Here is a 24,336-nt window from a genome sequence, read left to right on the forward strand (position 1 = left end):
TTGAGATTGGGTTGCACTGATAACGGAGTTCTACGCGAACCGTATCGAACGCGCAGGTCAGTCAGCCAAACCTGAATTGTCTGGCCCTCGAAAAACCATCATACCGCCGTGCTTGCTGCGCACTGTCGTACATATGTCTACCGCATGAGCCTGCATGCTCACACTGCAGCCTGGAGGCGCGTTGATTGCCTGATCAGTAAATTAAAGAGAAAAGGCGCCTTCAGCGATTCCTCTTGGAACCACCGAAGGCGCGACCGGATCATTCCTCAGAGTGTATCCGGCAAAAGCACGAGTGGGCGCTGCCCTCCCGGCCATGGCACGCCAGGCCCATCAAGCGCCTCGAACGGTATGACCAAACGCATGCATGGTTACCGTCCGGGTGTCATGGTTCGCAAAGAAAAACAGACGTGTGGCCTGGTTAAGCCTGATTTCCGTGTAACCCGTGTCATTGAAGTAACCTGGGTCGCGGAGCTGACGCGGGTTGGGAGACTTGAAAGGGACCATCTCATTGTAATAAGTCTTGCCCCCAAGACCATTTGCAGCTTCGCTTGGAGACTTTCCTCCGTCCTTGATTGCATCCTTGAAACGGAAGAATTTATCCCTTGAAATGTCATCAAGGTCTTCAAAGCCGGGAATGGCGCCTCTTCCTGTTTTTTGACCATCTACCGTCCCTCTGAAGCCCTGTGTCTTGTATGTCCATTTTCGTGGACCTGCGCTCGTTCCCGAAGTGCTTCGCCCCCCCATTCCACTCGCCATGGCTCTGGCGGCCTCGCGAGGATTAGTGCTCAACCCTGACTTGAAAGCCCCCGCCAACCTGCTGGCACCTTTGATAGCCTGACCCGCCAGGCCGGCGCCAAGGGATGCCAACCCAAGTCCCAGACTGATGTAGCCAAGGACGTCACCCGCCGAAGAATCCGGGGCCAGTTCATGAGCCAGCTCGCTGGCGATAGCGGTAACACCCGAGGCGACTCCCAGCCCGATGGCCAGCACACCGAGTGGCGAGGCCGCTCCCAGCGTCAGAAAACTCACCGCAGTCCCCAGTGCTGCTAGCGCAACCCCGGCAATCGACTGCCAGGAAACATGCCCCGTAGGATCCACTCGGTTAACCGGATCGCCAAGGCAATACGCGTAAGCATTCAAGCCGCCTGCATCGAACGGACTCAGGCTGTCCGGGCTGATGAAGCGCATCAGTGTCGGGCTGTAGGCCCGGTAACCATTGCCCAGCAGATACAGACCGGTGACCTCATCCAGTTGCTCGCCATTGAAACCCGCCTGACTGAACAGGCCTCCCTCGACAGGCCGATGCCCGTAGGGACTGTAGGCGCTGTCGAGCGATTGTTCGCCATGCGAGCGACTCAGCACGCTCTGCTGCTGGTCAGCCCCGAAAAGCCGGATACCCGCATTCGCTCCCAGTTGCTGCTGTCCCAATATCAGACGGCCGTGTCGCACGACACTGCGTGATTCAGGACCACTGACTTCGTTGCTCATTTTGTTGTGGTGATAGAAGCGCTGCACCGCCGACTTTCCGGATTGCGACAGCTCGACCAGCCGATCGAAGCCGTCGTATCGGTAACCACGCAGGACCTCCCCACGTGAATCGATAACCTGAGTCAGGCGGCCATACGTGTCGTAGGCCAGAGTACGGCCCTTATCGTCCTTGATCATCCGGCCGTTGGCGTCGTATTCCAGGGTGACCGGTGCCGGATAGTCGGCATGAGAATGTTGAACCCCGACCAACTGGGCCGGATCCTGTTCGCTTAAACTGAACGTCGTCACGTTGACACCCAGAGGGAACGTGGTTTGCAAGGAGAGAATGTTATCCAGCGCATCGAACGTGAATGTTTGCTGGATAATTTCCTTGCCATAAGGGTCCCGCGGTCGCTGGATCCCTTCACAGTCGTACTGGATGAGTCGACCGCGTGCATCGTAAGAAAACCGCTCATCGCGCAACACCATGAAGCCGCGTTTGAGAACCTTCTGCGCCAGCTTGCCCGTCACGGTGTAACTGGAGCTCAGCGTTTGAGAGGGTAACCCGTTGACTTCAAAACGGCGGGTCAGCTCACGACCGATATCATCGTAGGTCAGATGCGTGAGGATATGATGCCCGGACAGGGTATCCCGGGATTCGATCCGCTCAAGCAAACCAGCCTTGCCATAGAAGTATCGAGTTTCTATCGGGCCTTGCCTGTGCAAGGTTTCGCGCCCCCAGATGTCGTACTCGGTTTTGTGCCGCGTGCCCGATACGTCCACGTGTTCCAGAGGGCGCCCCGCCAGCGAGTAGGTATGGGAGGTCGTCCGGCGCTGCCCGTCAAAGCGGGTTGTTTCCGACTTCAGACGCCCGGACGGAAAGTACTCGAACAGATTCTCACGTCCTTGCTCGACGCAACTTTCCATTCTGCCGTTTCGTTCATCGTAGGTGAAACGGGTAAGCCCTCCGCCTCCTGTTAGCGCTTTGCGCTCAGTCAAGGCGCCACCCGGACCCGATGAATAAACAAACTCGGTCGTTTCCCCTGCCGCACTCGTGTGCGATGTGGGCTGAGTCTTGCCGGCCGGATAAACTGCAACTGACTTGCGCCCGCCCACCGAAAGCTCGGTCAGCCGATTCAAACCATCGAAGACTTGCTGCCCCAACAGTTTCCCGGCGACTCTGATCGCGACCGGCAAAACCTCGGTGCTGTGGACGGCAAAATCGGTCTGCACCGCATGCCCGTCCGGCAAAACACTGCGAAACAGTCGATCGTACGCATCGTACTCATAACCGGTCCTGTTCCCGGCGGGGTCGGTTTGACTGATCGTTCGACCCAATCCGTCGTACTCAAAGACGGTTTTGCCAAGGCTTTGCGCCTTGAGGTCGAAGACTTCAAGGCTGTCCGGCTTGCCGAAGGCATTGAAGACAGTGACAGTTTTACCCAGGCCTTGCTGCCAGCGCTTCTGCTGGCGAGCCACCGGGTCGAATTCGTTATACTCGACTCGCCCGTCGGCATGGCGAGTCTCCTTGATCTGACCCCAGTTGTCGTAAAACACCTGCGATTTCACAGGACGTGCAACACCGTCCCACCAGTCGGTGCGGGTCTGCTCAGTCAGTCGTCCGACCCGATCATGGAGCGCGGCATAGACCACTCGCATCGGAAATGAGCCTGCCGGATCCGGGTTGTCGCAATCCTTTTCTTCAACGCCTATGACCCTCCCCAACGCGTCATAGGTAACTTTTTGCATGCCTCCCGACGGATCGGTCAGAACCACCGTGGCCGGCACGTCTACCTTGGCCGTTTCGTGACGCCATTGATACGAAGCAACATTCGTCGTGCCAGAGACAAGCGTCTTGCGTACACGACGTCCAAGCTTGTCGTATTCGAATGTAACCACACTGTCGTCAGCATCGCGCTCGGACAGCGTCAAACCACTCAGGGTGGAAAGCGTTTGCTCGGTCGAACTCGCTGTACCGTCGACCCCCTGCAAGGTTGTCTTCAGCCGCAGGGAGAAATCGTCGGTCGTGTAGGCATGCTTGATACAAGTCGTCGTGCCGTTGCGAGTGACCTTCTGCTGCTCCAGGAGGCCGTGTGTAAGAGGGTTGTCCGGTGTTTCCAGATAAGTCAGCGCAAGGGTCGAACGAAGAACTTCGCGATCTGCGACCCACTCGAAAGATTTTTCCTCGACAGGCACCACACTGGCCAGCGTCCCGCCCTTGAGCACGGAGAGCAAGGCATAGCGATAACGCGTGACGATGGACGCACCGCCACCCGTCGCGGGAGCCACGGTTTTTTGCTTCAGGAAGCGGACAAACTCCAGCGGATCCGCTGGACAATCCGGTGTCTGGGTCGCCGGATAGTATTCAAATCGCGTTGTCACCCCGTCCGCCCCGACCTGTTTGAGCAGGTTGCCGATGGCATCGTATTCAGTGACAGAGGCCTCGGAACGCTTCTCTTTTGTCGTCAGGTCCTCGTAAGTCAGGGTCTGGACTTCAGGCATCCGGAACTGCGCGGGCTGCTGGGTGAAAGGCAGTCTCACGTCACAGTAGTACCGCGTTGCAACTGTTGTTTGCGCATTACCGCAAGTGGTCACCTCGGAGATCAACAAATGGAACTTGTTGTAGGTTCGCTTGATACGGGTGTGGACTTTGTTCCCGACAATCAGCCGCTCTTCGCTGGAGTACTGATAGCCCCCCACGGCGCGGAAAAGAGGATCGCCATCGTCCTGGGGATCCGCTGCAACGCCGTGCCCAAGGTAATTATGGTCCGAATAGGTGTAGATCTTGCTGACCTTCGGTTGCCCGTATCTGGCGTAAATATCGTGGGCAATGACGCAAGGCAGGCTTTGATCACCCTCGACGGTCGGAAATAGATGGCCGACTTCCTTGTAGCGAATGTTTTCCACGGCACCCAGGGGCGATTCAACTCGGGTCAGATAACCGTCTGCGTACTGCAGCTTCCAGCCCCCACCTTCCGGCAAATCGATGGCGTTGACCTGATCGTTTCTTAGCGTCAGAGCAAACTCAGCGCTGGAGGGCGTCTCCGGATGCCGGGTCAGAATCACCCTTGTGTCTTTGCGGGCGATCTTGAGCAACGTTCTTTGGAAGTCGCTGATCTCGATCAGCATCGGCTGCTCATTGAACGTCCTGTACTTCAGGGAAATACTCACGCCATTGGCTGCGAATATCGTCTCGGGAACCGCGATGTTGGTCGCCCCATGGACCCTGAGCACTTCACGTCGACCATCCTTGTATCGGATCTCGTATCGTCCATCAGCAGTTTTCAGAACCTTGGCGCTTTCCAGCTTCATTTCCTTGAAATGCAAGGCTCCCCGCGACTCGACAGCTTTGTAGCGCTCGCCGCTGGAGAACGTCATAACCTTACTGCGCAAGTCATAATGGGTGATCGACAAGGACCAGCCAGCGCCATAACCGGCATTGCGCGAATTCAACGGATTGAAATTCAGCGCAAGATTGAATGAAGGGCCGTTAAGGTCGACGGACTGAATAGACCCAAGGGATAACGAACAGGTATAAACGCCGGTTCTGGGATCGACCCCGCCGGCTACAAAATCACCAAAATTGAATGCATTCGAATGCACGGACTCCGGAGAGTGGTTACTCATAACTAACATCCTGTCATTTATTTGCGACAAACTGTTTGCGCAAGAAGATTGCAGAGCAACGCCAAGAGAGCGTCAAATTGAAAAATGCATTTCAACTTAATGTGAATGACCGATTTGCAATATCCGGGTTTATACGTATCCGATGTTCGGTGCCATACTCGTCGTAGACATTTAGATCCAGAAACTCCCGGCGTATCACCTTACTTTGGAGTTCTGCTGTTATATGGCTGATTATCGAGATCGTACCGGGATCCTGACGCAACGTCCGAAAGCCACTCGGCGTGCGCGCGGTCACCTGATCGCTGAAAGCAGGACCGATGTAACCGATATAACTTCTCAAACCGGCCGACACTTTTGTTGCATCGCCGGAATAGAAAAACTCGCTTGCATATTCGGTTTCCTGCTGTACCGTCCCGCTGGACCATTCGAGCAAATGAATCAGACGACCTTCTGCGTTTAAGGTCAGACTGTGCTGCTCCATCCTTTCAAACAGACCTGGCCGATCCAGCACCCTTGTCCTGGCCAGCATGAAATTGGCGATCGGATATTGCCTGGGTGAGATGGCCTCCAAGGTGATACTGCTGTCGCGTCCGTCCTGGCCGTTGCTTCGATACCTTTCGCCATCCAGGATGACCTCGGCAGCAATCTGCATCGACCCCGAGCGACTGCTGGAAACCCAGTACTCAAAAACCTGGACGACCTCCGAAGGGTCGGACAATCGATTGCCGGCGGCAGGCACCAATGGCGAGACCCGTGCGTGCCCCCCCTTAATGTCGTGGGCAAAATGATTCTCCCGGGAGCTCGCTGTCCAGTCACCTGTCAGCGGTGCGGCGGAGTTATAGTCAATCAACCGAAGTGTCTCCAGAGCAGAGTGGCCATGGAGCGAAACAGCGTTGCCTTGCGCATCTTCACCAGAAATCAGCACCAACACCCGAATCTGCATGCGACCGTTGGCATAAAGTGCTTTATGGCGAATGGCCGCCGAAGAATCGAACTTCACTTCAATACGCTGGATAATCAAACCTTCTTCAGACATATCAAACCCCTTAAACAAAAAAGTTATCGCGAAGCTTGAATAGCATTCACGCCAACTCATTGATACACGCTCCAAAAACAAATAAAACAGACAACCAGTGACAACATGTAATCACACACAATGAAACAACGATAAACTCACTTCCGACTCTGAACTGCTCAATACCCTCTTCAACAAACGGACATTTAATTACGCACAATAAAAAACCGTTTTCCCGCAATCATTTAAAACTGCGAGAAAACGGCTAAATTAACCGTAGCAACAAATCGGGCGATATCAGAAAACCAAGCGCGCGCTGCCACGCGCACCTCCAATCTATAAAGGCGTCGGCACCGCTGTATATTTAATTGGCAAGGTCGGATCCTTTTCGACGAAAAGAACTCAAGTAGTGAATGCACCTCGCCGCAGACTCATCCCCGTTCCAGAAAGAACTCACGCTTTTCAGAGTTGGTCCGAATGGCCAACTTGTGCTCCGTGCCATACTGGTCGATTGCGACAAAGGGAAACACGCCATCCGCACTGGATTCGGCCGCCGTATATGCGAACTCGGAAAGTGCTTGCACGACGGTCAACTCGCCGTGACGATCATTGACTCTGACGACATACTCTTTGATCTTTGCCGAAGAATCCAGAGCGTGATCTCGAAATATATAATTTACAAAGGTATTGTCATTAACAGGTAGCGCAACAGTGACATCAGTTTTATTCGGCCTTACCAGAATCCCCTTCAAATAGTTGGTTTTCGACGCATATATCCAGTTGCCATAGGCAAACTTGACATCATCCGTACCTTTCGAAGAAACCCAGTCCACCAGTTTGATCTGCTGTCCCTGATAAACAAGTCCGAGATAGTAGTTCCAGATCCGGTTTCCCGGCTCCTCATTGCCTCGTCTGTTCGAAGTCCAGCGAAACTGTTCTACCGAGTAGGTAACCGGCACCTGAGCGTCCAGAGTGACACTGCTGTCCTGAAAACCGGAAAGACCGGTTCCATTGCTTCGGATAGTTGCCCCGTTCAAAGAAACACTTGCCGCGATTTGCGTCGTGCCGCTACCCGAGGACGATACCCAGAATGTGCGCACTTGCGGGTGGATACCATCATCCGGCTCATCGTCAGAGGGTTGTGCTGCATCCTGTATTACCGGCGCTTCCAGCGTAAATCGACCTTGTTCGGTACTGGCACTCCAGCCATCGCGCAAGGTTCTCCCGGTGTTGTAGTGAATAAGTTCAACCGTATTCATGACTTCTGCTGGAACCAGAATGCGATCCCCGTTTCCATCATAACCCGATACCAGCACCTGAACCTTTACTTGCATACGGCCGTTGCCGTACAGCACTTTACTTCGCGTTAATGACGAAGAGTCGAACTTCACCTTCAAGTCGATATTGTCCAGCCTTTCAGGATGGATCAACTGGTTTCCTGATACTTCGTTAAGCTCACTCATATTTTTACTCCTTGTGTTTGACGTCATTCCATACCTCGCAAAGCAAACGCGAAGTGAGACATGAATAACATGCAACCACAAACCGGCAAAAATTTAAATGTAAGAACCTGTAGCTAAAATGAAAGCAGAATCAGCAATTTGAAAAACCCGGCCACATTACCTCCGAGATACATTCATCATGAAATGTAAGTTCGAAAGAAAAAAACCACGAAGAACGTAAAGCAGCCGCACTCGACAACACAGATAGCGAAAAAATCATTCGCTGGCAGAACAGCTACGAATTCATTTGCGCAAGGTCTCAATGTTCGTCGTTATAAACGAACTTCGGCATTTCCCAATGAAAACGAATCGCCAGCAGGCGCAACAGGAAGCCACCAAACAGCGTGATCAGAATCGCCTGCTCGCCCGGCACGTTCAGGAACAGACACAGCATGTAGCACCAGGCCGCAGCGAACGAGACGCTGGCGTACAGCTCACGGCGGAAGATCAGCGGGATGTCGTTGCAGAAGATATCGCGCAGGATGCCGCCGAACACGCCGGTGATCACACCGCTGACCGAGGCCACCAGCATGCCGTGGCCCATTTCCAGGGCGGTCATGCAGCCGATCAGGGTGAACGCCACCAGACCGACCGCGTCGAGCACGAGAAACAGCGAGCGCAGATGGCGCATCCAGCGAGCCGTGAACACGGTGATCATCGCCGCGACTGTGGTCAGTACCAGATATTCCGGGTGTTTGACCCAGGTCAGCGGGTAATGCCCGAGCAGCACGTCGCGCACCGAACCACCGCCCAATGCCGTGACGCAGGCGATCAGCACCACGCCGAACCAGTCCATGCCGCGACGGCCCGCAGACAGGGCGCCGGTCATGGCTTCGGCAGTAATGGCGACGAGGTAGAGCATCAGCAACATGGTGGCGATCCTGGCAGGAAGGCGCGCAGTCTACTCACTTCGCCGAGGCACCAAAAGAGGGCACCCCGGCGTGGGTGCCGATCTCAGAACTTGATGAAATGCTTGCGGTAGTGCTGCAGCTCGGCGATGGATTCGCGGATGTCGTCCAGCGCCAGGTGAGTGCTGCCCTTCTTGAAGCTGTCACGCACGTCCGGCGCCCAGCGCGCGGCCAGTTCCTTGAGCGTGGAGACGTCGAGGTTGCGGTAGTGGAAGTAGCTTTCCAGCGACTTCATGTGGGTATAAAGGAAGCGGCGATCCTGGCAGATGCTGTTGCCACAGATCGGCGACTTGCCCTTCGGCACCCACTTCTCCAGGAAGGCGATGGTTTCGGCTTCAGCCTCGGCCATGCTCACGCGGCTTTCACGCACGCGCTGGGTCAGGCCGGAGTTGCCGTGAGTGCGGGTGTTCCACTCATCCATGCGGGCGAGGACTTCGTCGCTGTGGTGGATGGCGATCACCGGGCCTTCGGCCAAGGTGTTCAGGTCATTGTCGGTGACGATGGTGGCCATTTCGATGATCACGTCGTTTTCCGGATCGAGACCGGTCATTTCCAGGTCGATCCAGATCAGATTCTGCGGGTTTTGCATATTTCGGCTCCTGAGCAATGCTGCGCAGTTTAGCCTAGGCAGCCTGCCGGGCGTGCTAAACTCGCGGCCGTTTTACCTAATCGCTGCATTCTTCAGACGGAACACCCATGGCCAAACGCCAACTCAATCGTCGTCAAAACTGGCGCATCGAAAAGATTCAGGGCGAGCGCGCCGCCCGCGCCGCCAAACGCGAGTCCTCGGCTGTCGAGGCGCTCGAAGGCGGCGACCTGGGCCCGGAACAGCACGGCCTGGTGATCGCCCACTTCGGGGTGCAGGTCGAGGTCGAGGCCGTTGACGGTGAGCTGGCCGGCCAGGTCTTCCGCTGCCACCTGCGGGCCAACCTGCCGGCACTGGTCACCGGCGACCGGGTAGTATGGCGCGCCGGCAACCAGGGCATCGGCGTGATCGTGGCGCAACTGCCGCGCACCACCGAACTCTGCCGTCCGGACAGCCGTGGCCAGCTCAAACCGGTGGCCGCCAACGTCGACATGATCGTCATCGTGTTCGCCCCGCTGCCCGAGCCCCATGCGAACCTGATCGACCGTTATCTGGTCGCCGCCGAGCACGCTGGCATCCGCCCGTTGCTGCTGCTGAACAAATTCGACCTGATCGACGAACAGAACGCCCCGGCGCTGAATGCCCTGTTGGCGGTCTATCGCACGCTGGGTTATCCGGTGCTGGAAGTCTCGGCGCACCACGGCAACGGCATGGAGCAATTGCAGAAGCAGCTCGACGGGCGCATCAGCGTGTTCGTCGGCCAGTCCGGTGTCGGCAAGTCGTCCCTGGTCAACAGCCTGCTGCCGAAAGTCGAAACCCGCGTCGGCCCGCTGTCCGAGTTGTCCGGCCAGGGCACGCACACCACGACCACAGCGCGCCTGTTCCACTTCCCTGGCGGCGGTGAACTGATCGACTCCCCGGGCATCCGTGAATTCGGCCTCGGCCACGTCAGCCGCGCCGACGTCGAAGCCGGTTTCATCGAGTTCAACGACCTGCTCGGCACCTGCCGCTTCCGCGACTGCAAGCACGATCGCGAACCGGGATGCGCACTGCTCAAGGCCCTGGAAGACGGCCGCGTGCAGCAGCAGCGGATGAACAGCTACCGCTCGATCATCGCCAGTTTGCCGGAAAACGGCTACTAAACAGCCCTGTCGGCGGCCCTTCCCCAAGGGCTGCCGGTTGTCGGAACCTGCCGGCGTTCCCACCCTCACCTTAAACACAAGCCCTTTCTGTAAGCCTGATTACTTCAGTTTGCAGGACATTTCTCTTTTCCCGCCCAGACCTTGTAGCGCCCTTCCATAGGCCTAAATTGGGTTCTTCCTTCGCACCTATGCGATCTCCGAGGAACCCCATGCAGACCTATCATTTGTTCATCAGTCACTCGTGGAACCACCCCCACGCCCACGACAATCTGGTGCGCCTGCTCGGCGCTCAACCCGACTTCTGCTTCAAGAACTTTTCCGTGCCACCGCACAATCCGATCATGGGTGCACGCACCGACAAGCAGCTTGAAGAGGCGATCGAAAACAAGATCCGGCCGTGCTCGGCGGTGTTGATCATGGCCGGCATGTATTCGACCTACAGCAAGTGGATCAACAAGGAAATCGAGATCGCCAGACGCATGGGCAAGGTGATCATCGCGATCAAACCGTTCGGTGCCGAACGGATTTCCACCGTTGTACGCAATGCCGCACATGCCGAGTGTGCGTGGAACACCCAGAGCATCATCAAGGCCATCCGCCTGCACACGGCGGTGTAACCATGCGCAAGGGACTGTTTATCGGCATCAACCACTACACCCACGTCGCGCCACTGAGCGGCTGTAACAACGATGCGATGGCAATGGCCTCGGTACTGGAGCGCCACGCCAACGGGCGGCCGAACTTCAGCAGCAAGGTACTGACTTCAGCCGAGGAGAACCTGACACTCGACACGATGAAGCAACAGATCCGGGAGCTGTTTTCCGGCGACTGCGATGTGGCGCTGTTGTACTTCGCAGGCCATGGCCAGTTCGACACCAGCATCGACGAAGGACTGCTGATTCCACAGGACTTCCGGCACGGCGGCGAAGGCATTCGCATCAGCGACATTCTGACGTGGGCCGATCAGGCACCGCACATCAAGAACAAGATCATCATCCTGGATTGCTGCCAGGCCGGCGCAGCAGGTGCCATGCGCAGTCTGCGCGGTGGCAGCAGCGTGATCGGCGAAGGCATGACCATCCTGACGGCCTGCAAGAAAGAACAATCGGCGCTGGAAAGCCGTGGCCACGGGGTGTTCACCGATCTGCTGTTGCAAGCCCTGCACGGCGGCGCAGCCAATGTATTGGGCAAGGTCACGCCGGGCAGTGTGTATTCGTTTGTCGACAATGCGCTGGGGGCATGGGAACAGCGGCCGGTGTTCAAGACCAACGTGTCGCAATTCGTACCGCTGCGCGAAGTCGCGCCGCTGATTGCCGAAGAAACACTGCGCAAGCTCAAGGACTGGTTTCCCGAGCCGAGCTTCGTCTTCCGGCTCGATCCCAGCTACGAACCCACCGAAGCGGCATTCGATCCCGATCACGGCGATGTCTTCAAACAGTTGCAGATGTGCAACCGCCACAGCCTGATCGAACCGGTCGACGCCGAGCACATGTACTACGCCGCCCTCCACTCCACCGGCTGCCGCCTCACTGCACTCGGCGCCTATTACCGAGAGCTAGCGCTCAAAGGACATTTCTGATGCCCGTATTCATCAGCTACCGCCACGGCGATCGCGCTCAGGCGATTGCCATCAACAGCCGCCTGGTTCAGGCCAATATCAAGACCTACCTTGATGTGCTGGATCCTGAATCCCAGACCACCGACGACATCACGGGTGTCATCACCCGTAACATCACCGAGTGCAGCCACCTGCTGGCCGTGGTGTCGGAAAAGACCGCACTGTCGTGGTGGGTGCCGTTCGAAATCGGCGAGGCGACCATCAGCCACCGACGAATCTGCTCGTTCAGAACCGGGCCGGCGGAGCTTCCGCACTACCTGGACAAATGGCCGAAGCTGAGCACCGATCGGGATCTGGATTTCTTCATCGATGCTTACCGCACCGAAGGAAGCGTCAAGCGTTCCATGACCCTGGATTCGGTCACGGCAAATCAGTCAACCCGAACCGCCAATCGACACAACGCCGAAGTGTTTCATGACGCGCTGAAAAACCGTATTCGACGCGGGTTTTAGTCAGCCCGAGCGCCGCAGGGAATACGTCTGTGACCAGCCTTCCCACCGGACACAAAAAAGCCGACATCGCTGTCGGCTTTTTTGTGGGTCACTGCTTCGGCGCGGGAGCCGGTGCAGCAGGCGCCGGGGCTGGCGCCGCGGCGCCCGGTTCGGTCGGTTTCGGCAGCGGGTCGTCGAACAGGTTCAGCCGTTCGCGCAACTCGTGTGCAGGCACCGGCTGCTGATCTGCCGGCAAGGCGTTCGGGTCGACCGGGGTGGCCGGCGCCGCGCCGTTCTGGCCTTGATCTGCCGGTTTCGACGGGTCGGCACCTTGCGAACCTTCGATGGCCGCCTGGGCCTTCTTGGTCAGCACCACGATGTCGATGCGGCGGTTGACCGGGTTGAACGGGTTCTCCTTGTCGAACAGTGCCGACGAGGCGTAACCAACAACCCGCGCCACTTGAGCATCCGGATAACTGCCCGCCACCAATGCACGCCGGGCGGCGTTGGCACGGTTGGCCGAAAGCTCCCAGTTGCCGAAATCGCCGTTGCCCACGTAAGGCTTGGCATCGGTGTGACCACTGATGCTGATCTTGTTCGGCACCGCCTTGATGGTGTCGGCCATGGCCAGCAGGATGTCTTCGAAGTACGGCTTCAGGCGTGCAGAACCGGAGTCGAACATCGGCCGGTTCTCGGCGTCCATGATCTGGATGCGCAAGCCGTTCGGCGTGATTTCGAACAGGATCTGATCCTTGAACTTCTGCAGTTGCGGGTTCTCGTCGACCTTGTTCTGCAGTTCCTGCAGCAACAGTTCCAGGCGTTCCTTCTCGACCTGCTCGGCCATGCCTTCAACCTGTTCGGTGTCGACCGTGACCTTGTCCGGTTGCGGCTGCGACTTCACTTCAGGGTTGAGGGTGTTTTCCGGCGCCAGGGTCGGCGTACCGCCCAGATCGATGATGTACGGCGTGCCGCTCTCGGAGAAACCGACCGGATCCTTGAAGTAACCGGCGATGGCGATCTTCTGTTCCGGGGTCGCGGTGGACAGCAGCCACAACACCAGGAAGAACGCCATCATCGCCGTCGCGAAGTCGGCGAAGGCGATCTTCCACGCCCCGCCGTGATGCCCGCCGGCGATGCGCTTGACGCGCTTGATGATTATCGGCTGGTTATTTTCCATGACTTAGCGACCGCGAACGGCTTGTTCCAGCTCGGCAAAGCTTGGACGGTGAGCCGGGTACAGAACCTTGCGACCGAACTCGACAGCCAGCGACGGCGGCATGCCGGAAGCCGAAGCCACCAGCGAGGCCTTGATGGCTTCGTAGACGTTCAGCTCTTCCTTGGCATCGTGCGCCAGGGAGTGCGCCAGCGGGCCGAAGAAACCGTATGCCGCGAGAATACCGAAGAAGGTACCCACGAGTGCCGCACCCACGTGCAGACCGATGGACTTCTGATCGCCCTCACCCAGGGAGGCCATGGTCACCACGATACCCAGTACCGCCGCGACGATACCGAAACCCGGCATGGCGTCGGCAATGCCGTTCACCGCGTGGGACGGATGCTCGAGGTCTTCCTTCAGGCTGTACAGTTCCATGTCGAACAGGCCTTCCAGCTCGTGGGGAGCCATGTTGCCGGAGGACATGATGCGCAGGTAATCGCAGATGAACGCGGTCATGCGTTCGTCTTTCAGTACCGCCGGGTACTTGGCGAAGATCGGGCTCGCGGCGGCGTCTTCGATATCGCCTTCGATGGCCATCATGCCTTCGCGGCGGCTCTTGTTGAGGATCTCGTAGATCAGGCCCAGCACTTCCAGATAGAACGTGTGGCTGAAACGCGAACTGAACATGCTCAGGGATTTCTTGAGCACGTGCATCGTCATGTAGCCGGGGTTGGCCTGCAGGAATGCACCGAGTGCAGCACCGCCGATGATCATCACCTCGAAGGGCTGGATCAGGGCGGCAATCTTGCCGTGGGAGAGCACGTATCCGCCGAGCACGCTCGCGAATACGACGATGATGCCGATAATTTTAGCCATAGGTAGAAAGGTACTTGTTTAAGTCGGGTTCAAGGTCATATTCGGAAGTTAAAAAATCTCTTCTTCTACTTATCGGCAAAACTGCGCCAGACTATAGCCAGTTCAGGCGAAAAGCCAATTTAGCCCATGCCGGGCGCGTCTACAGTCAGTGAAGATCTCGTCCAGACATGGCTAATGAAACGAACGTCCCACACGTAAAACCGACCACACTCGATGGCTGGGTGAAGCTGCTCGACAGCGTTCGCCTGCCGGTGCCGCAAGATGCCCATGACCGGGTCTGCCGGGCGATTCGCGATGACCGCAGCTCGCTGCGCGACATCGCCGACCTGATGCAGGACAGCCCGGCACTGGCCCTGAGCATCATCCGCGAAGCCAACCGCCACACCCACGGCAACATGACTGCGCCGGCGGAAAACCTCGAAGTGGCGATCAATCGCCTCGGCCTTGGCCGCACCGAAGAACTGCTCGCGCGCCTGCCCGCCGAACCTTCCGCACAGATCCCCCAGGCCCTGCGCCAGTTGCAGATGATCAGCCAGCACGCCACGCAACAGGCCAACGGTTTTTTCGCCAGCCGCCTCGCACGTTTGTGGCAGGACATCCATTGGGGCAGCCTGCTGTTTCTCTCGCCGCTGTGGCCGTTGGCACTGACCTTTCCCCAATTGCTTGAAGAGTGGGAAGTGCGGGTTATCCACAAGGGCGAATCAGCGCGCGTCGTGGAAAAGCAGTTGTTCGGCGTGCGCCTGCTGAAAATCGGCGAAGCGCTGGTGGAAGCCTGGCGTCTGCCGATCTGGGTGCAACAAGGTTATCGGCTGCTGCTGACCGAGCAGCGCGAACTGGTCAAGGTCCTGCGCATTGCCCGCGATGTGGATCATCCGTTGCGCCAGCAAAACCGCCTCGACGACGATCCGACCCTGCGTCGCTGGCTCAATCAGCCGGCCAACACCGTGTTGCTGGCCAACGGTCTGGCACTCTCGGCGCAACAGGCCTGGGACAGTCCGCACAGCGAGCGCTGGCAATTCCTGACCAGCCTCTATCTGCAAATCTCGATGGACGAGGTGCAACAACAGTTGCACCAACAGGCCGCCGTCAGCGCTCGCCATCATTCCATGCCGGATCTGTGGCACCCGGCGGTTTCGCTGCTTTGGCCGTGGGGCACCCGTCGTCTGCCTGCCGGAATGCTGCCGGCTGCGGCGCCATCCGCTGACGACCTGACCCAGTGGCGCCGGCAATGCGCCGAGCTGCTGGCCGTGCCAAGCCGCTTCACCAATGCCATGAGCCTGACTGTCGCCGCCCGTGAGGCGCTGGTCGCCAGCGGCATGCGTCGGGTGATGATCCTGATGGCCGACCGCAGCCACGCCAATCTGCGCGTCCATCAAACCTCGGGGTTGCCGAAGGAAGCCGCTGCGCTCAATTTCGTTGTCAGCCAGAGTTCGGTGCTGCAACGCTTGCTCGCGCAGCAGGCGCAAGTGCGGATCACCCCGGACAACAATGCCCAGTTTTCCGCTCTGCTGCCCCCCTCGCTGCGCACGCTGTTCCGGGGCGAGCACCTGTTCCTGCGTTCACTGGTGAACAACGGCCGGGTGATCATGATCGTGGTCGCCGACCAGGGTGGCGGGCCGTTCGCCGACATCACCGTGCAAGCCTTCGGCAAAACCGCGCAGTGCATCGAGAAAGCCCTGCACAGTTTTAGCCAGCGCGGCCAATGACAGCTACAATCCTTCCCCTTTGTGCTCTGGAGACCTCACATGTCTGATTTCTCTGGCCTGGCCCTGGTGATCGAGCCGAGCGACCTGCTGCCGCGCCTCGAATCCCGCGATCTGATTCTGGTGGATCTGACCAGTGCCGCCCGCTACGCCGAGGGACACATTCCCGGCGCACGTTTTGTTGATCCGAAACGCACCCAGCTGGGTCAGGCGCCGGCTCCGGGCCTGTTGCCGAGCAAAGAGAAACTCGAAGAACTGTTCGGCGAGCTGGGTCATCGCAAGGACGCGGTCTACGTGGTCTATGACGACGAAGGCGGCGGCTGGGCCGGGCGCTTCATCTGGCTGCTCGACGTGATCGGCCATGACAAATACCACTACCTCGACGGCGGTCTGCCGGCGTGGCTGGCGGAAGGCTCGCCGATGTCGATCCAGATTCCTCCAGCGGCGGGCGGCCCGGTTGCCCTGACCCTGCACGAGGAACCCACCGCCACCCGCGAATACCTGCAGAGCCGTCTTGGCGCCGCTGACCTGGCGATCTGGGACGCTCGAGGTCCGCTGGAGTATTCCGGCGAAAAGGTCCTGGCGGCCAAGGGCGGGCACATCCCCGGCGCGGTCAATTTCGAATGGACGGCGGGCATGGATCAGGCGCGCCAGCTGCGCATCCGTACCGACATGCCGCAGATCCTCGAAAACCTCGGGATCACCAAGGACAAAGAAATCATTACCCACTGCCAGACCCATCACCGGTCCGGTTTCACTTATCTGGTGGCCAAGGCCCTCGGTTATCCGCGGGTCAAGGGCTACGCCGGTTCCTGGGGCGAATGGGGCAACCACCCCGACACCCCCGTCGAGCTTTAAGGATTTTTAAGGACAGTCATGAAAGAGCGTTTGTTTATCATCAGCCAGTACCTGCTGCCTCATCACCTGCTGTCGCGCCTGGCCGGCTGCGTCGCCGAGTGCCGCGTGCGCTGGTTCAAGAATGCCTTCACCACCTGGTTCGCCAAGCGTTATCAAGTGGACATGTCGCAGGCGCTGGTTGAAGACGTGACCGCTTACGAGCACTTCAACGCCTTCTTCACCCGCGCGCTGAAAGACGGCGCACGTCCACTGGACCAGACCCCGGGCGCAATCCTCAGCCCGGCCGACGGTGCGATCAGCCAGCTCGGTCCGATCGAACACGGTCGTATCTTCCAGGCCAAGGGCCACAGCTTCAGCGTGCTGGAACTGCTGGGCGGCGACGCGGCCAATGCGGCGCCGTTCATGGGCGGTGAATTCGCGACTGTTTACCTGTCGCCGAAGGACTACCACCGCGTGCACATGCCGCTGGCCGGCACCCTGCGCGAAATGGTCTACATTCCGGGCCGGATCTTCTCGGTCAACCAGACCACCGCGGAAAACGTTCCTGAACTGTTCGCCCGCAACGAGCGCGTGGCGTGCATCTTCGACACCGAGCGCGGGCCGATGGCCGTGGTGCTGGTGGGCGCGATGATCGTGGCATCGATCGAAACCGTATGGGCCGGTTTGGTCACGCCGCCGAAGCGCGAGCTGAAAACCTTCCGTTACGACGAAGCCGCCCGTGCGCCGATTCATCTGGAAAAAGGTGCGGAACTGGGGCGCTTCAAGCTGGGTTCGACCGCGATCGTGCTGTTCGGGCCGGATCAGGTGAAATGGGTTGAAGAACTGAGAGCCGGCTCGCCGGTGCAGATGGGTCAGGCCCTGGCACTGTCCAACCCCTGAACCGGTTGATCCGCCCTTTCGCAAGTCTGCGAAGGGGCGGATACGACCTGGGTGGCGCCGTTACTCTATCTGCCCACGGAAGCCGATCGGCCCTTCGTTGGCGTAGGTATTGGTGCCACTGAGGTTTTTCCCTCCGTCATTGGATGTGACACTCAACGCGATAACATTCTGGTTATCCCGCCCGCCGATCACCCACTTGCCACCTGGGTGCCACGGGGCATCGTTGCCACCCCACTGGTTTTCAACGTTGTACTGGTTCTGGCCAGTACGCTGAGCCTTGAAGCCAATAGGGCCTTCGCCGGCGTAAGTCATAGTGCCGTTAAAGGTTTTGCCACCGTCGCCGGACTTGATCTCGATCGCGACGACGTTCTGGTTGTCCCGCGCGCCCAGCACCCAGGTTCCACCCGGATGCCAGGGTGCCGAACTACCGCCCCATTGATTTGCCACTGCGTATTTAGACATGAACCTCATCTCCTTGAAGTTTCGGGAGACCTGCCCCGACGTTGACGGCAGGCCGTGCAACCGTGCGTTTCCGATCGCACGTCTGAGAGCCTAGTAGCGCCTGCGGGAATGGCACCAGGCCAGCAGACCAACGGTAAAAAACCCTGACAATCGCCTGCGAAACAGACCACAACTGCTAGAGTTTTTGGCATTGCCCTATTCGCCGCCGGAGCTTGTCACGGCATGAGTGAGCCTCGTTCCCAACCAAAACTGAGCGCCCCGACCCCGACGCAGTTGCGCCTGTCCTTCTGTGAAGCCACCCCGCGCGACCTCAAGCGCTGGATCGCCGACCTGCCGAAAGCAAACATCGGCGAAACCGCGCGCCTGCTGTATCAAGGCTTAGGTGAGCTCAATCAATTGCTGACGCCCAGCGATAATCGCCTGCATCTGCTGGAACTGTTGCGACCCGAGGTTTACTTCGTCTGCCAGCATCTGGAACGGCATTTTCTGCATCAGGCGATCATGCTCGATGAGCGCTCTCGCAAGATCAGCAACCTGTGCCAGGCCCTGCAAAGTCAGCTGGCCATCGGTTACAAACAGATCATTCTGCGGATCGCGCCCAAGTACTCCCGGGATCGCGCAACCCTGGTGAGCGAAGCGCTGCAACGGGCGGCTCACGCGCTCAAAGGACAACTGGTTCGCGCGACGCAGCTGTACAGCGCCGCACCGGAACAGCTGTGGTTCGAACTGCATCAATTGTTTCGCTGCGCCTGCGAGCTGCAACTGCAACATCGCCGGGTGCGCGACGACCTTGCCAGCCTCACCGCCGAGTTGAGTGTCGAACAGACCTACCTCGCCGCCCTGCTGCTGGGCAGCGCCCGCTGCAATCAGTTGCGGCAGAACCAGATCGCGCGCCTGGCCCAAGTAGTGGAGCCGTGGAGTGCGTGGCTGAAACTGCATCCCGCACATCCGGGCGAGGGGTTGTTCGCGGTTTCGGCAGAGATCGACGCCGGCCCGCGTTACCGCTCCCAATTCCGTAGCGAGCAACAAGCCAATCTGCTCGGTTTCGATCCGCAACCACTGGTGAACGCCATCGAGGCCCACCTGCTGCATCAGGATGCGACCACGCCGCTGCCCGTGCCGTCCGGCCTGACCCTCGATACCCTGCAACATTTGCACGCCACCTGGGGCGAAGCTGCCGAACGCAGCTTCCAGCGCACCGTCGGCCAGGGCAACCTGACCGTGTGCGTCGGCATGAGCGCCCTGCATTTTTACCTCGGTGGCGAACGCACCTTCAGCGAACTGCTCAAGCACCCCGGCGCCCGTGCGGCGAATTTCAGCCGCGCGGTGGTCCAGGGCGAAAAGGACAGCTGGAGCCAGGCGTTCGATGCCGCGCCGCAAAGCACATCCGATGAATTGTTGCCCTACGAGGAAATTCGTTACGAACCGCTGATCGACGATGAAGACGACGCCGACAGTCCGCCGCATTACCCGACCTACGCCTTGCCGGTGATCAACCACAGCCCCGGCGGTTATTGTCTGGCCTGGCCGAAGGATGTACCCGCCGAATTGCAGGCCGGGGAAATGGTCGGAATTCAGGACAGCCTCAATCAGGGCTGGAGCATTGCCGTGGTGCGCTGGATCCGCCAGGTGCGCGGCGCCGGTACGCAAATGGGCATCGAACTGGTGGCGCCCCATGCGCGGCCGTGCGGTTTGCAACTGGTGCGTTCGCGGGATGATCACAGCCAGTACCTGCGCGGTTTGCTGTTACCGGAGATCAGTGCGATCGACTTGCCGGCGACGCTGTTGGCGCCACGGCTGCCGTTTCAGGAAGGCAACAAAGTGCTGATCAACACCCAGGGCGAGGAGCACCGCGCCGGGCTGGATCGGCGGGTGGCCAGCACTCACAGTTTCAATCAGTTTGCCTATCGCTCGCTGGAAACCGCCAGGAATGGCGGGAGCGAAGAGGATTTCGACTCGTTGTGGAAATCCCTTTGAGCCAGGACCGCAGCCGAAGGCTGCGATCCTGCGCCGATGTCAGAGCTGCCCGTCGCGATCGCGGAAGCCCAGCAGGTACAGCACGCCATCCAGACCGAGGGTCGAGATCGCCTGCTTCGCCGACTGCTTGACCAGCGGCTTGGCGCGGAACGCCACGCCCAGACCGGCAATCGCCAGCATCGGCAGGTCGTTGGCGCCGTCGCCCACGGCGATGGTCTGCTCCAGACGCAAACCTTCTTTTTCAGCCAGCTGCTTCAGCAGATCAGCCTTGCGCTGGGCATCGACGATCGGCTCGATCGCCACGCCAGTGCACTTGCCGTCGACCACTTCCAGTTCGTTGGCGAACACGTAATCGATGCCGAGTTTGGCCTGCAATTGCTTGGCGAAGTAGGTGAAGCCGCCCGACAGGATCGCGGTCTTGTAGCCCAGACGCTTGAGTTCGGCGAACAGGGTTTCGGCGCCTTCCGTCAGGCGCAGCGAGGCGCCGATCGAATCGAGCACGCTGACATCCAGGCCCTTGAGCAGTGCCAGACGCTCCTTGAAGCTGGCGCGGAAGTCCAGCTCGCCGGCCATTGCCCGCTCGGTGATTTGCGAAACCTGATCGCCGACGCCGGCGGCCTTGGCCAGTTCGTCGATGACCTCGGCTTCGATCAGGGTCGAGTCCATGTCGAACACCGCCAGACGACGGTTGCGACGGAACAGCGAATCTTCCTGGAAGGCGATGTCGACGTTCAGCTCCTGAGCCACGCTGAGGAATTCGGCGCGCAGGGCCTGCGGGTCGGCCGCTTCACCGCGTACGGAGAATTCGATGCAGCCCTTGCCCTTGTCAGCCGGGGTGTCCAGCGGCATACGACCCGACAGACGGTCGATATGGTCGATGTTCAGGCCGTATTTGGCGGTGATCGAGCTCACGGCCTGCAACTGGCCAGCGGTGACCTTGCGGGTCAACAGAGTAACGATATGACGCTTCTTGCCCTGATTGCCCACCCATTGCTGGTAATCCTCTTCGGACACCGGGGTGAAACGCACCTGCTGGTCGAGCTCATAGCCCTTGAACAGGATGTCCTTGAGCACCGACTTGCCTTGCTCGGAATCGGGGATTTCCACGAGGATGCCGAACGACAGCATGTCGTGGATCACCGCCTGACCGATGTCGAGGATATTCACACCACCCTGGGCCAGAACACCGGTAATGGCCGCCGTCAGACCCGGACGGTCGACTCCCGTGATGTTAATCAGGACGATTTCGCGCAACGCGCACCCCCGCAACTGGAAAAAAACCGCATTCTACCCACTTTCAGTGACCATCGGGCACCGCCAGCGCTTTGCCGGTCTAGGGCCTGTCGCTATACTGCGCGTCAACTTCACGGACAAAAGAGCCGAGCTCAGTGAACCGGCCCACGCCAGTTAAAACCGATAACTTCTTTCTGCTGATCTTCCGTGCACTGCGCCACCGCCGTGTACCGATTGCATTGCGCATTGCCAGCCATAACGTGATCCTGGTCGCCCTGGCCCTGGTGATCTATGCCTGCGTGATGGGCCTGCAGTTCAAGCAGGCCATGCACGAGCAGGCCGATGCGCTGGGCGAAAGCCTGACCACGCAGACCGCCACCTCCGCCACCGAGCTGCTGGTGTCCAACGACATCCTCAGCCTCAACGTGCTGCTCAACAACCTGACCAAGAACAAGCTGGTGGCCCACGCCGCCATCTACAGCGTGGACAACCGCATCCTCGCCGAGTCCGGTCAGCGGCCCAAGCACGGCCTGCTGGGCGAAGCCGAGGGCATGTACGAGAGCAAGATCACTTTCCAGGACGTGACCGCCGGGCAACTGCGCATCAGCCTGGACATGGATCAGTTCCAGCAGCCGATGACCATCAGCCTGCAAAGCATGGGTATCCTGAGTGCGATCCTGCTGGCACTGTCACTGGCCCTGAGCCTGCGTCTGGGCCGGCACATCTCCACGCCGCTGCTGCAACTGCGCGTGTGGTTGCGCCGGATCGACGAATACACGCCGGGTATCGAACGTCAGGACGAGATCGGCGATCTTGCCCGCCAGTTACACGCCAACTATGCGCCGGAGCCGGCCGAACCGGAGCCTGAGCCGGAACCCGAGTTCGAGGACGACGAGCCGGAATTCGAAGTGCGCAACCTGCGTGATCCGAGTTTCGACGAGAGCCGCCCGATGGCTGCGCAGAAGCCTGCGCCACGCCATGTGGTCAGCACCGTTGAAGACGACGATGACGAAGACCCGTTCGCCGATCTGCGTGACGAGTCGCTGGACGAAACAGCACAACCGGCAGTGCGCCGACCGACCCCGAGCGTGCCGCAACACACGGCGGTGCTGGCGGTACAACTGGGCTCGCAGGAACAACTGCGCCGTTTGCCGCGCGCACGTCTGGAAGAGTTGCAGGATCGCTATCGCGACTGCCTGGAGCAGGCTGCTTCGCTGTACCAGGGTGAAATCGAAACACTGAACGACGGCAGCACCCTGATGCTGTTCCACACCGAAGACAGCGGCGACGATTACCTGACCAACGCCATCTGCTGCGGCGAGCTGCTGCGGGCGCTGGGCCACCAGTTGCAGATCGAAGTCGCCGACAGCGGCATCACCCTGCAATTGCAGCTGGGCCTGACCCTCGGCGACGAACTGTTCGGCCTGAGCCAGATTGACCTGTTGCTGACCGATTCCGCCCAGGACGCCCTGGCTCTGTCGCAACACAGCCGCAACCTGCTGCTGGTGGAGCGCAAGATCGGTGACGACGCGCTGATTCGCCAGCGTGCACGAATCCGGCCGATTGCCAGCCCTGAGGGGGCTTGCTGTGTGGAGCGGTTGATGGAGCCTTATCCGTCGATGCTTGAGCGGCAGCTGGCGCGGATGCATGAGCGTCGGGCCTGAGGCCTTGCCCTTGATGTGAAGAAGCCCGCAGACGAGTGATTGTCTGCGGGCTTTTTGTTTGTGGCGTTATTGTGACATCACCCGTCGTCAAACAGCCCCTCACCCTAGCCCTCTCCCAGAGGGGAGAGGGGACTGACTGAGGTGTATAACGCTATCCGTCGACCTGAAAATTTGAGTCGATTATGGATTCACAGCCGAGCTTTCAAGTCGGCGTACCTCCCGAATATCCCCCAATCAGTCCCCTCTCCCTCCGGGCGGTCCGACGTTTCGGGAGGGTTAGGGTGAGGGGCTTTTCGAGTCGGACACCAATGCATGTCCCACCAACGCCCAGACACGACAAAGCCCGCACAAGGCGGGCTCTGTCCTGACTCGATCCAGCCTTAGAAGCGAAACACTTCCATATCCGTACGAATCGGCGAAGCCATCGGTATCTTCGGCTGCTTCTCGGCTTCCGCCGCCGGTGCTGCCGGTTTCGGTGCCGGTTTGCGCGGCGCTTCGGCGACCGGTGGCTGATTGGCCAACGGCTTGAGCGCTACCGACAACTGCTCGGCCAGACGCTGCAACAACACGCCTTGCGCCTGCACCTGCGCGGCGGTGGTGCCGGCATGCTGCTCTTGCAGATGGACGATGCGGTTATCGCGCACCTGGCCACGGCGGTCGATCAGACGCCATTGCGCATCGAGGATCGCCGGTTGCGATTGACCAGAATCCAGACGCGTAATGGTCAACAGCACCTGCACATCCGGGGTGAAGCCCACAGTGGCCGGCGCCAGCACGACGCGCTGACTGTCCAGATGCCCGGCAACCTGACGCAACAGCAACTGATCGATGTCCGACGAAAGGCTTCCGGCCCAGCGACCATCGGTCGAAGCTTGGAGGCTGCCATCCGGTTGACGCTGCAACAGGGTTTCCCGTTGCAGGTAATCGGCAACGATCACAGGGCCCAGCAAAACTGCCATGCCCGCGCTTTGCGCAGGCTGGGCCGGACTTCCGCTGTCCAGCTGATACAGCGACACCGGCTGGTGAACGCTGCAACCCGCCAGGCCAAGAACGCCGGCGAGCAGGAAAATAAGGGGGCGCAGAGAAGTCATCATCCCGTCCAGGTGGCCGCCACAAGGCTGACCACAGTGAAAATACTCAATAAATATGAAGAACGCTCGGCCACGCCGGCGCTTGGAAAGGCCATATCATCCGTGAATATGCGTTCCGACTCCAGCGCCAAAGCGCCGATC

Annotated in this window: 19 protein-coding genes; 9 read left to right on the plus strand and 10 right to left on the minus strand. The window is 59.2% G+C overall.

What is annotated here, in order from left to right; genetic code table 11:
• Window positions 1–330: 330 nt before the first annotated feature.
• The 5 genes from AC07XZ_RS10165 to orn form a co-directional block, all read right to left on the minus strand.
• Complete coding sequence (locus tag AC07XZ_RS10165) at window positions 331–5,094, minus strand: RHS repeat domain-containing protein (protein ID WP_256590532.1); 4,764 nt, start codon at window positions 5,092–5,094, stop codon at window positions 331–333.
• Between the two features lie 91 nt (window positions 5,095–5,185).
• Window positions 5,186–6,130: a hypothetical protein gene (locus tag AC07XZ_RS10170; RefSeq protein WP_129972332.1), complete on the minus strand. Its 945-nt coding sequence runs from the start codon at window positions 6,128–6,130 to the stop codon at window positions 5,186–5,188.
• A 410-nt stretch (window positions 6,131–6,540) separates the two neighbouring features.
• Window positions 6,541–7,572 carry a hypothetical protein gene (locus AC07XZ_RS10175; RefSeq protein ID WP_102686785.1) on the minus strand — a complete coding sequence of 344 codons (1,032 nt, stop codon included), beginning with the start codon at window positions 7,570–7,572 and terminating at the stop codon, window positions 6,541–6,543.
• Between the two features lie 298 nt (window positions 7,573–7,870).
• On the minus strand, window positions 7,871–8,482 hold the full coding sequence (locus tag AC07XZ_RS10180) for a trimeric intracellular cation channel family protein (RefSeq protein ID WP_085746499.1): 612 nt from the start codon (window positions 8,480–8,482) through the stop codon (window positions 7,871–7,873).
• Between the two features lie 83 nt (window positions 8,483–8,565).
• On the minus strand, window positions 8,566–9,108 hold the full coding sequence (gene orn / locus AC07XZ_RS10185; RefSeq protein ID WP_102686786.1) for an oligoribonuclease: 543 nt from the start codon (window positions 9,106–9,108) through the stop codon (window positions 8,566–8,568).
• Between the two features lie 107 nt (window positions 9,109–9,215).
• Between orn and rsgA the strand changes: the two genes are divergently transcribed.
• The 4 genes from rsgA (at window position 9,216) to AC07XZ_RS10205 (ending at window position 12,317) form a co-directional block, all read left to right on the plus strand.
• Entirely contained in the window at window positions 9,216–10,247 is a 1,032-nt protein-coding gene (gene rsgA / locus AC07XZ_RS10190) for a small ribosomal subunit biogenesis GTPase RsgA (protein ID WP_102686787.1), read from the plus strand.
• Window positions 10,248–10,456: 209 nt separating this feature from the next.
• Window positions 10,457–10,864 (plus strand): TIR domain-containing protein, encoded by a 408-nt coding sequence (locus AC07XZ_RS10195; protein WP_064379087.1) that lies wholly within the window; start codon window positions 10,457–10,459, stop codon window positions 10,862–10,864.
• A gap of 2 nt (window positions 10,865–10,866) precedes the next feature.
• Window positions 10,867–11,826: a caspase family protein gene (locus tag AC07XZ_RS10200; protein ID WP_102686788.1), complete on the plus strand. Its 960-nt coding sequence runs from the start codon at window positions 10,867–10,869 to the stop codon at window positions 11,824–11,826.
• Window positions 11,826–12,317, plus strand: coding sequence for a toll/interleukin-1 receptor domain-containing protein (locus AC07XZ_RS10205; RefSeq protein ID WP_102686789.1), 492 nt, complete (start codon window positions 11,826–11,828; stop codon window positions 12,315–12,317). Before AC07XZ_RS10200 ends, AC07XZ_RS10205 begins: the two co-directional genes overlap by 1 nt.
• Before the next feature lie 88 nt (window positions 12,318–12,405).
• Here AC07XZ_RS10205 and motB read toward each other — a convergent pair whose 3' ends face one another.
• Both motB and motA read right to left on the minus strand, forming a co-directional pair.
• Window positions 12,406–13,473 carry a flagellar motor protein MotB gene (gene motB / locus AC07XZ_RS10210; RefSeq protein ID WP_102686790.1) on the minus strand — a complete coding sequence of 356 codons (1,068 nt, stop codon included), beginning with the start codon at window positions 13,471–13,473 and terminating at the stop codon, window positions 12,406–12,408.
• Between the two features lie 3 nt (window positions 13,474–13,476).
• Window positions 13,477–14,328 carry a flagellar motor stator protein MotA gene (gene motA / locus AC07XZ_RS10215; RefSeq protein WP_007952169.1) on the minus strand — a complete coding sequence of 284 codons (852 nt, stop codon included), beginning with the start codon at window positions 14,326–14,328 and terminating at the stop codon, window positions 13,477–13,479.
• 167 nt (window positions 14,329–14,495) lie between these two features.
• On the opposite strand from motA, the gene AC07XZ_RS10220 reads away from it, so the two are divergent.
• The 3 genes from AC07XZ_RS10220 to asd are packed head-to-tail and all read left to right on the plus strand — an operon-like array spanning window position 14,496 to window position 17,768.
• On the plus strand, window positions 14,496–16,034 hold the full coding sequence (locus AC07XZ_RS10220) for an HDOD domain-containing protein (protein ID WP_102686791.1): 1,539 nt from the start codon (window positions 14,496–14,498) through the stop codon (window positions 16,032–16,034).
• A 39-nt stretch (window positions 16,035–16,073) separates the two neighbouring features.
• Window positions 16,074–16,889, plus strand: coding sequence for a rhodanese-like domain-containing protein (locus AC07XZ_RS10225; protein WP_064379082.1), 816 nt, complete (start codon window positions 16,074–16,076; stop codon window positions 16,887–16,889).
• A gap of 18 nt (window positions 16,890–16,907) precedes the next feature.
• Window positions 16,908–17,768, plus strand: a complete 861-nt coding sequence (gene asd, locus AC07XZ_RS10230; protein ID WP_102686792.1) for an archaetidylserine decarboxylase — start codon at window positions 16,908–16,910, stop codon at window positions 17,766–17,768.
• Window positions 17,769–17,828: 60 nt separating this feature from the next.
• On the opposite strand, the gene AC07XZ_RS10235 is transcribed toward asd, so the two are convergent.
• Entirely contained in the window at window positions 17,829–18,230 is a 402-nt protein-coding gene (locus tag AC07XZ_RS10235) for a lectin OAA family protein (RefSeq protein ID WP_102686793.1), read from the minus strand.
• Between the two features lie 222 nt (window positions 18,231–18,452).
• On the opposite strand from AC07XZ_RS10235, the gene AC07XZ_RS10240 reads away from it, so the two are divergent.
• Window positions 18,453–20,207: a cyclic-di-GMP receptor FimW-related protein gene (locus AC07XZ_RS10240; RefSeq protein ID WP_102686794.1), complete on the plus strand. Its 1,755-nt coding sequence runs from the start codon at window positions 18,453–18,455 to the stop codon at window positions 20,205–20,207.
• Between the two features lie 39 nt (window positions 20,208–20,246).
• On the opposite strand, the gene serB is transcribed toward AC07XZ_RS10240, so the two are convergent.
• Window positions 20,247–21,461 (minus strand): phosphoserine phosphatase SerB, encoded by a 1,215-nt coding sequence (serB, locus tag AC07XZ_RS10245; protein ID WP_039766615.1) that lies wholly within the window; start codon window positions 21,459–21,461, stop codon window positions 20,247–20,249.
• A 134-nt stretch (window positions 21,462–21,595) separates the two neighbouring features.
• Between serB and AC07XZ_RS10250 the strand changes: the two genes are divergently transcribed.
• A complete protein-coding gene (locus tag AC07XZ_RS10250; RefSeq protein ID WP_102686795.1) occupies window positions 21,596–23,104 on the plus strand; it encodes an AhpA/YtjB family protein in 1,509 nt (502 codons plus the stop codon).
• A gap of 380 nt (window positions 23,105–23,484) precedes the next feature.
• Here AC07XZ_RS10250 and AC07XZ_RS10255 read toward each other — a convergent pair whose 3' ends face one another.
• The gene (locus AC07XZ_RS10255) at window positions 23,485–24,195 is read right to left on the minus strand and encodes a PqiC family protein (protein WP_085746491.1); all 711 of its coding nucleotides are present in this window, start codon (window positions 24,193–24,195) and stop codon (window positions 23,485–23,487) included.
• Between the last annotated feature and the right edge of the window lie 141 nt (window positions 24,196–24,336).

This window comes from Pseudomonas sp. GW458-11-26-14-LB4, from assembly GCF_059423925.1.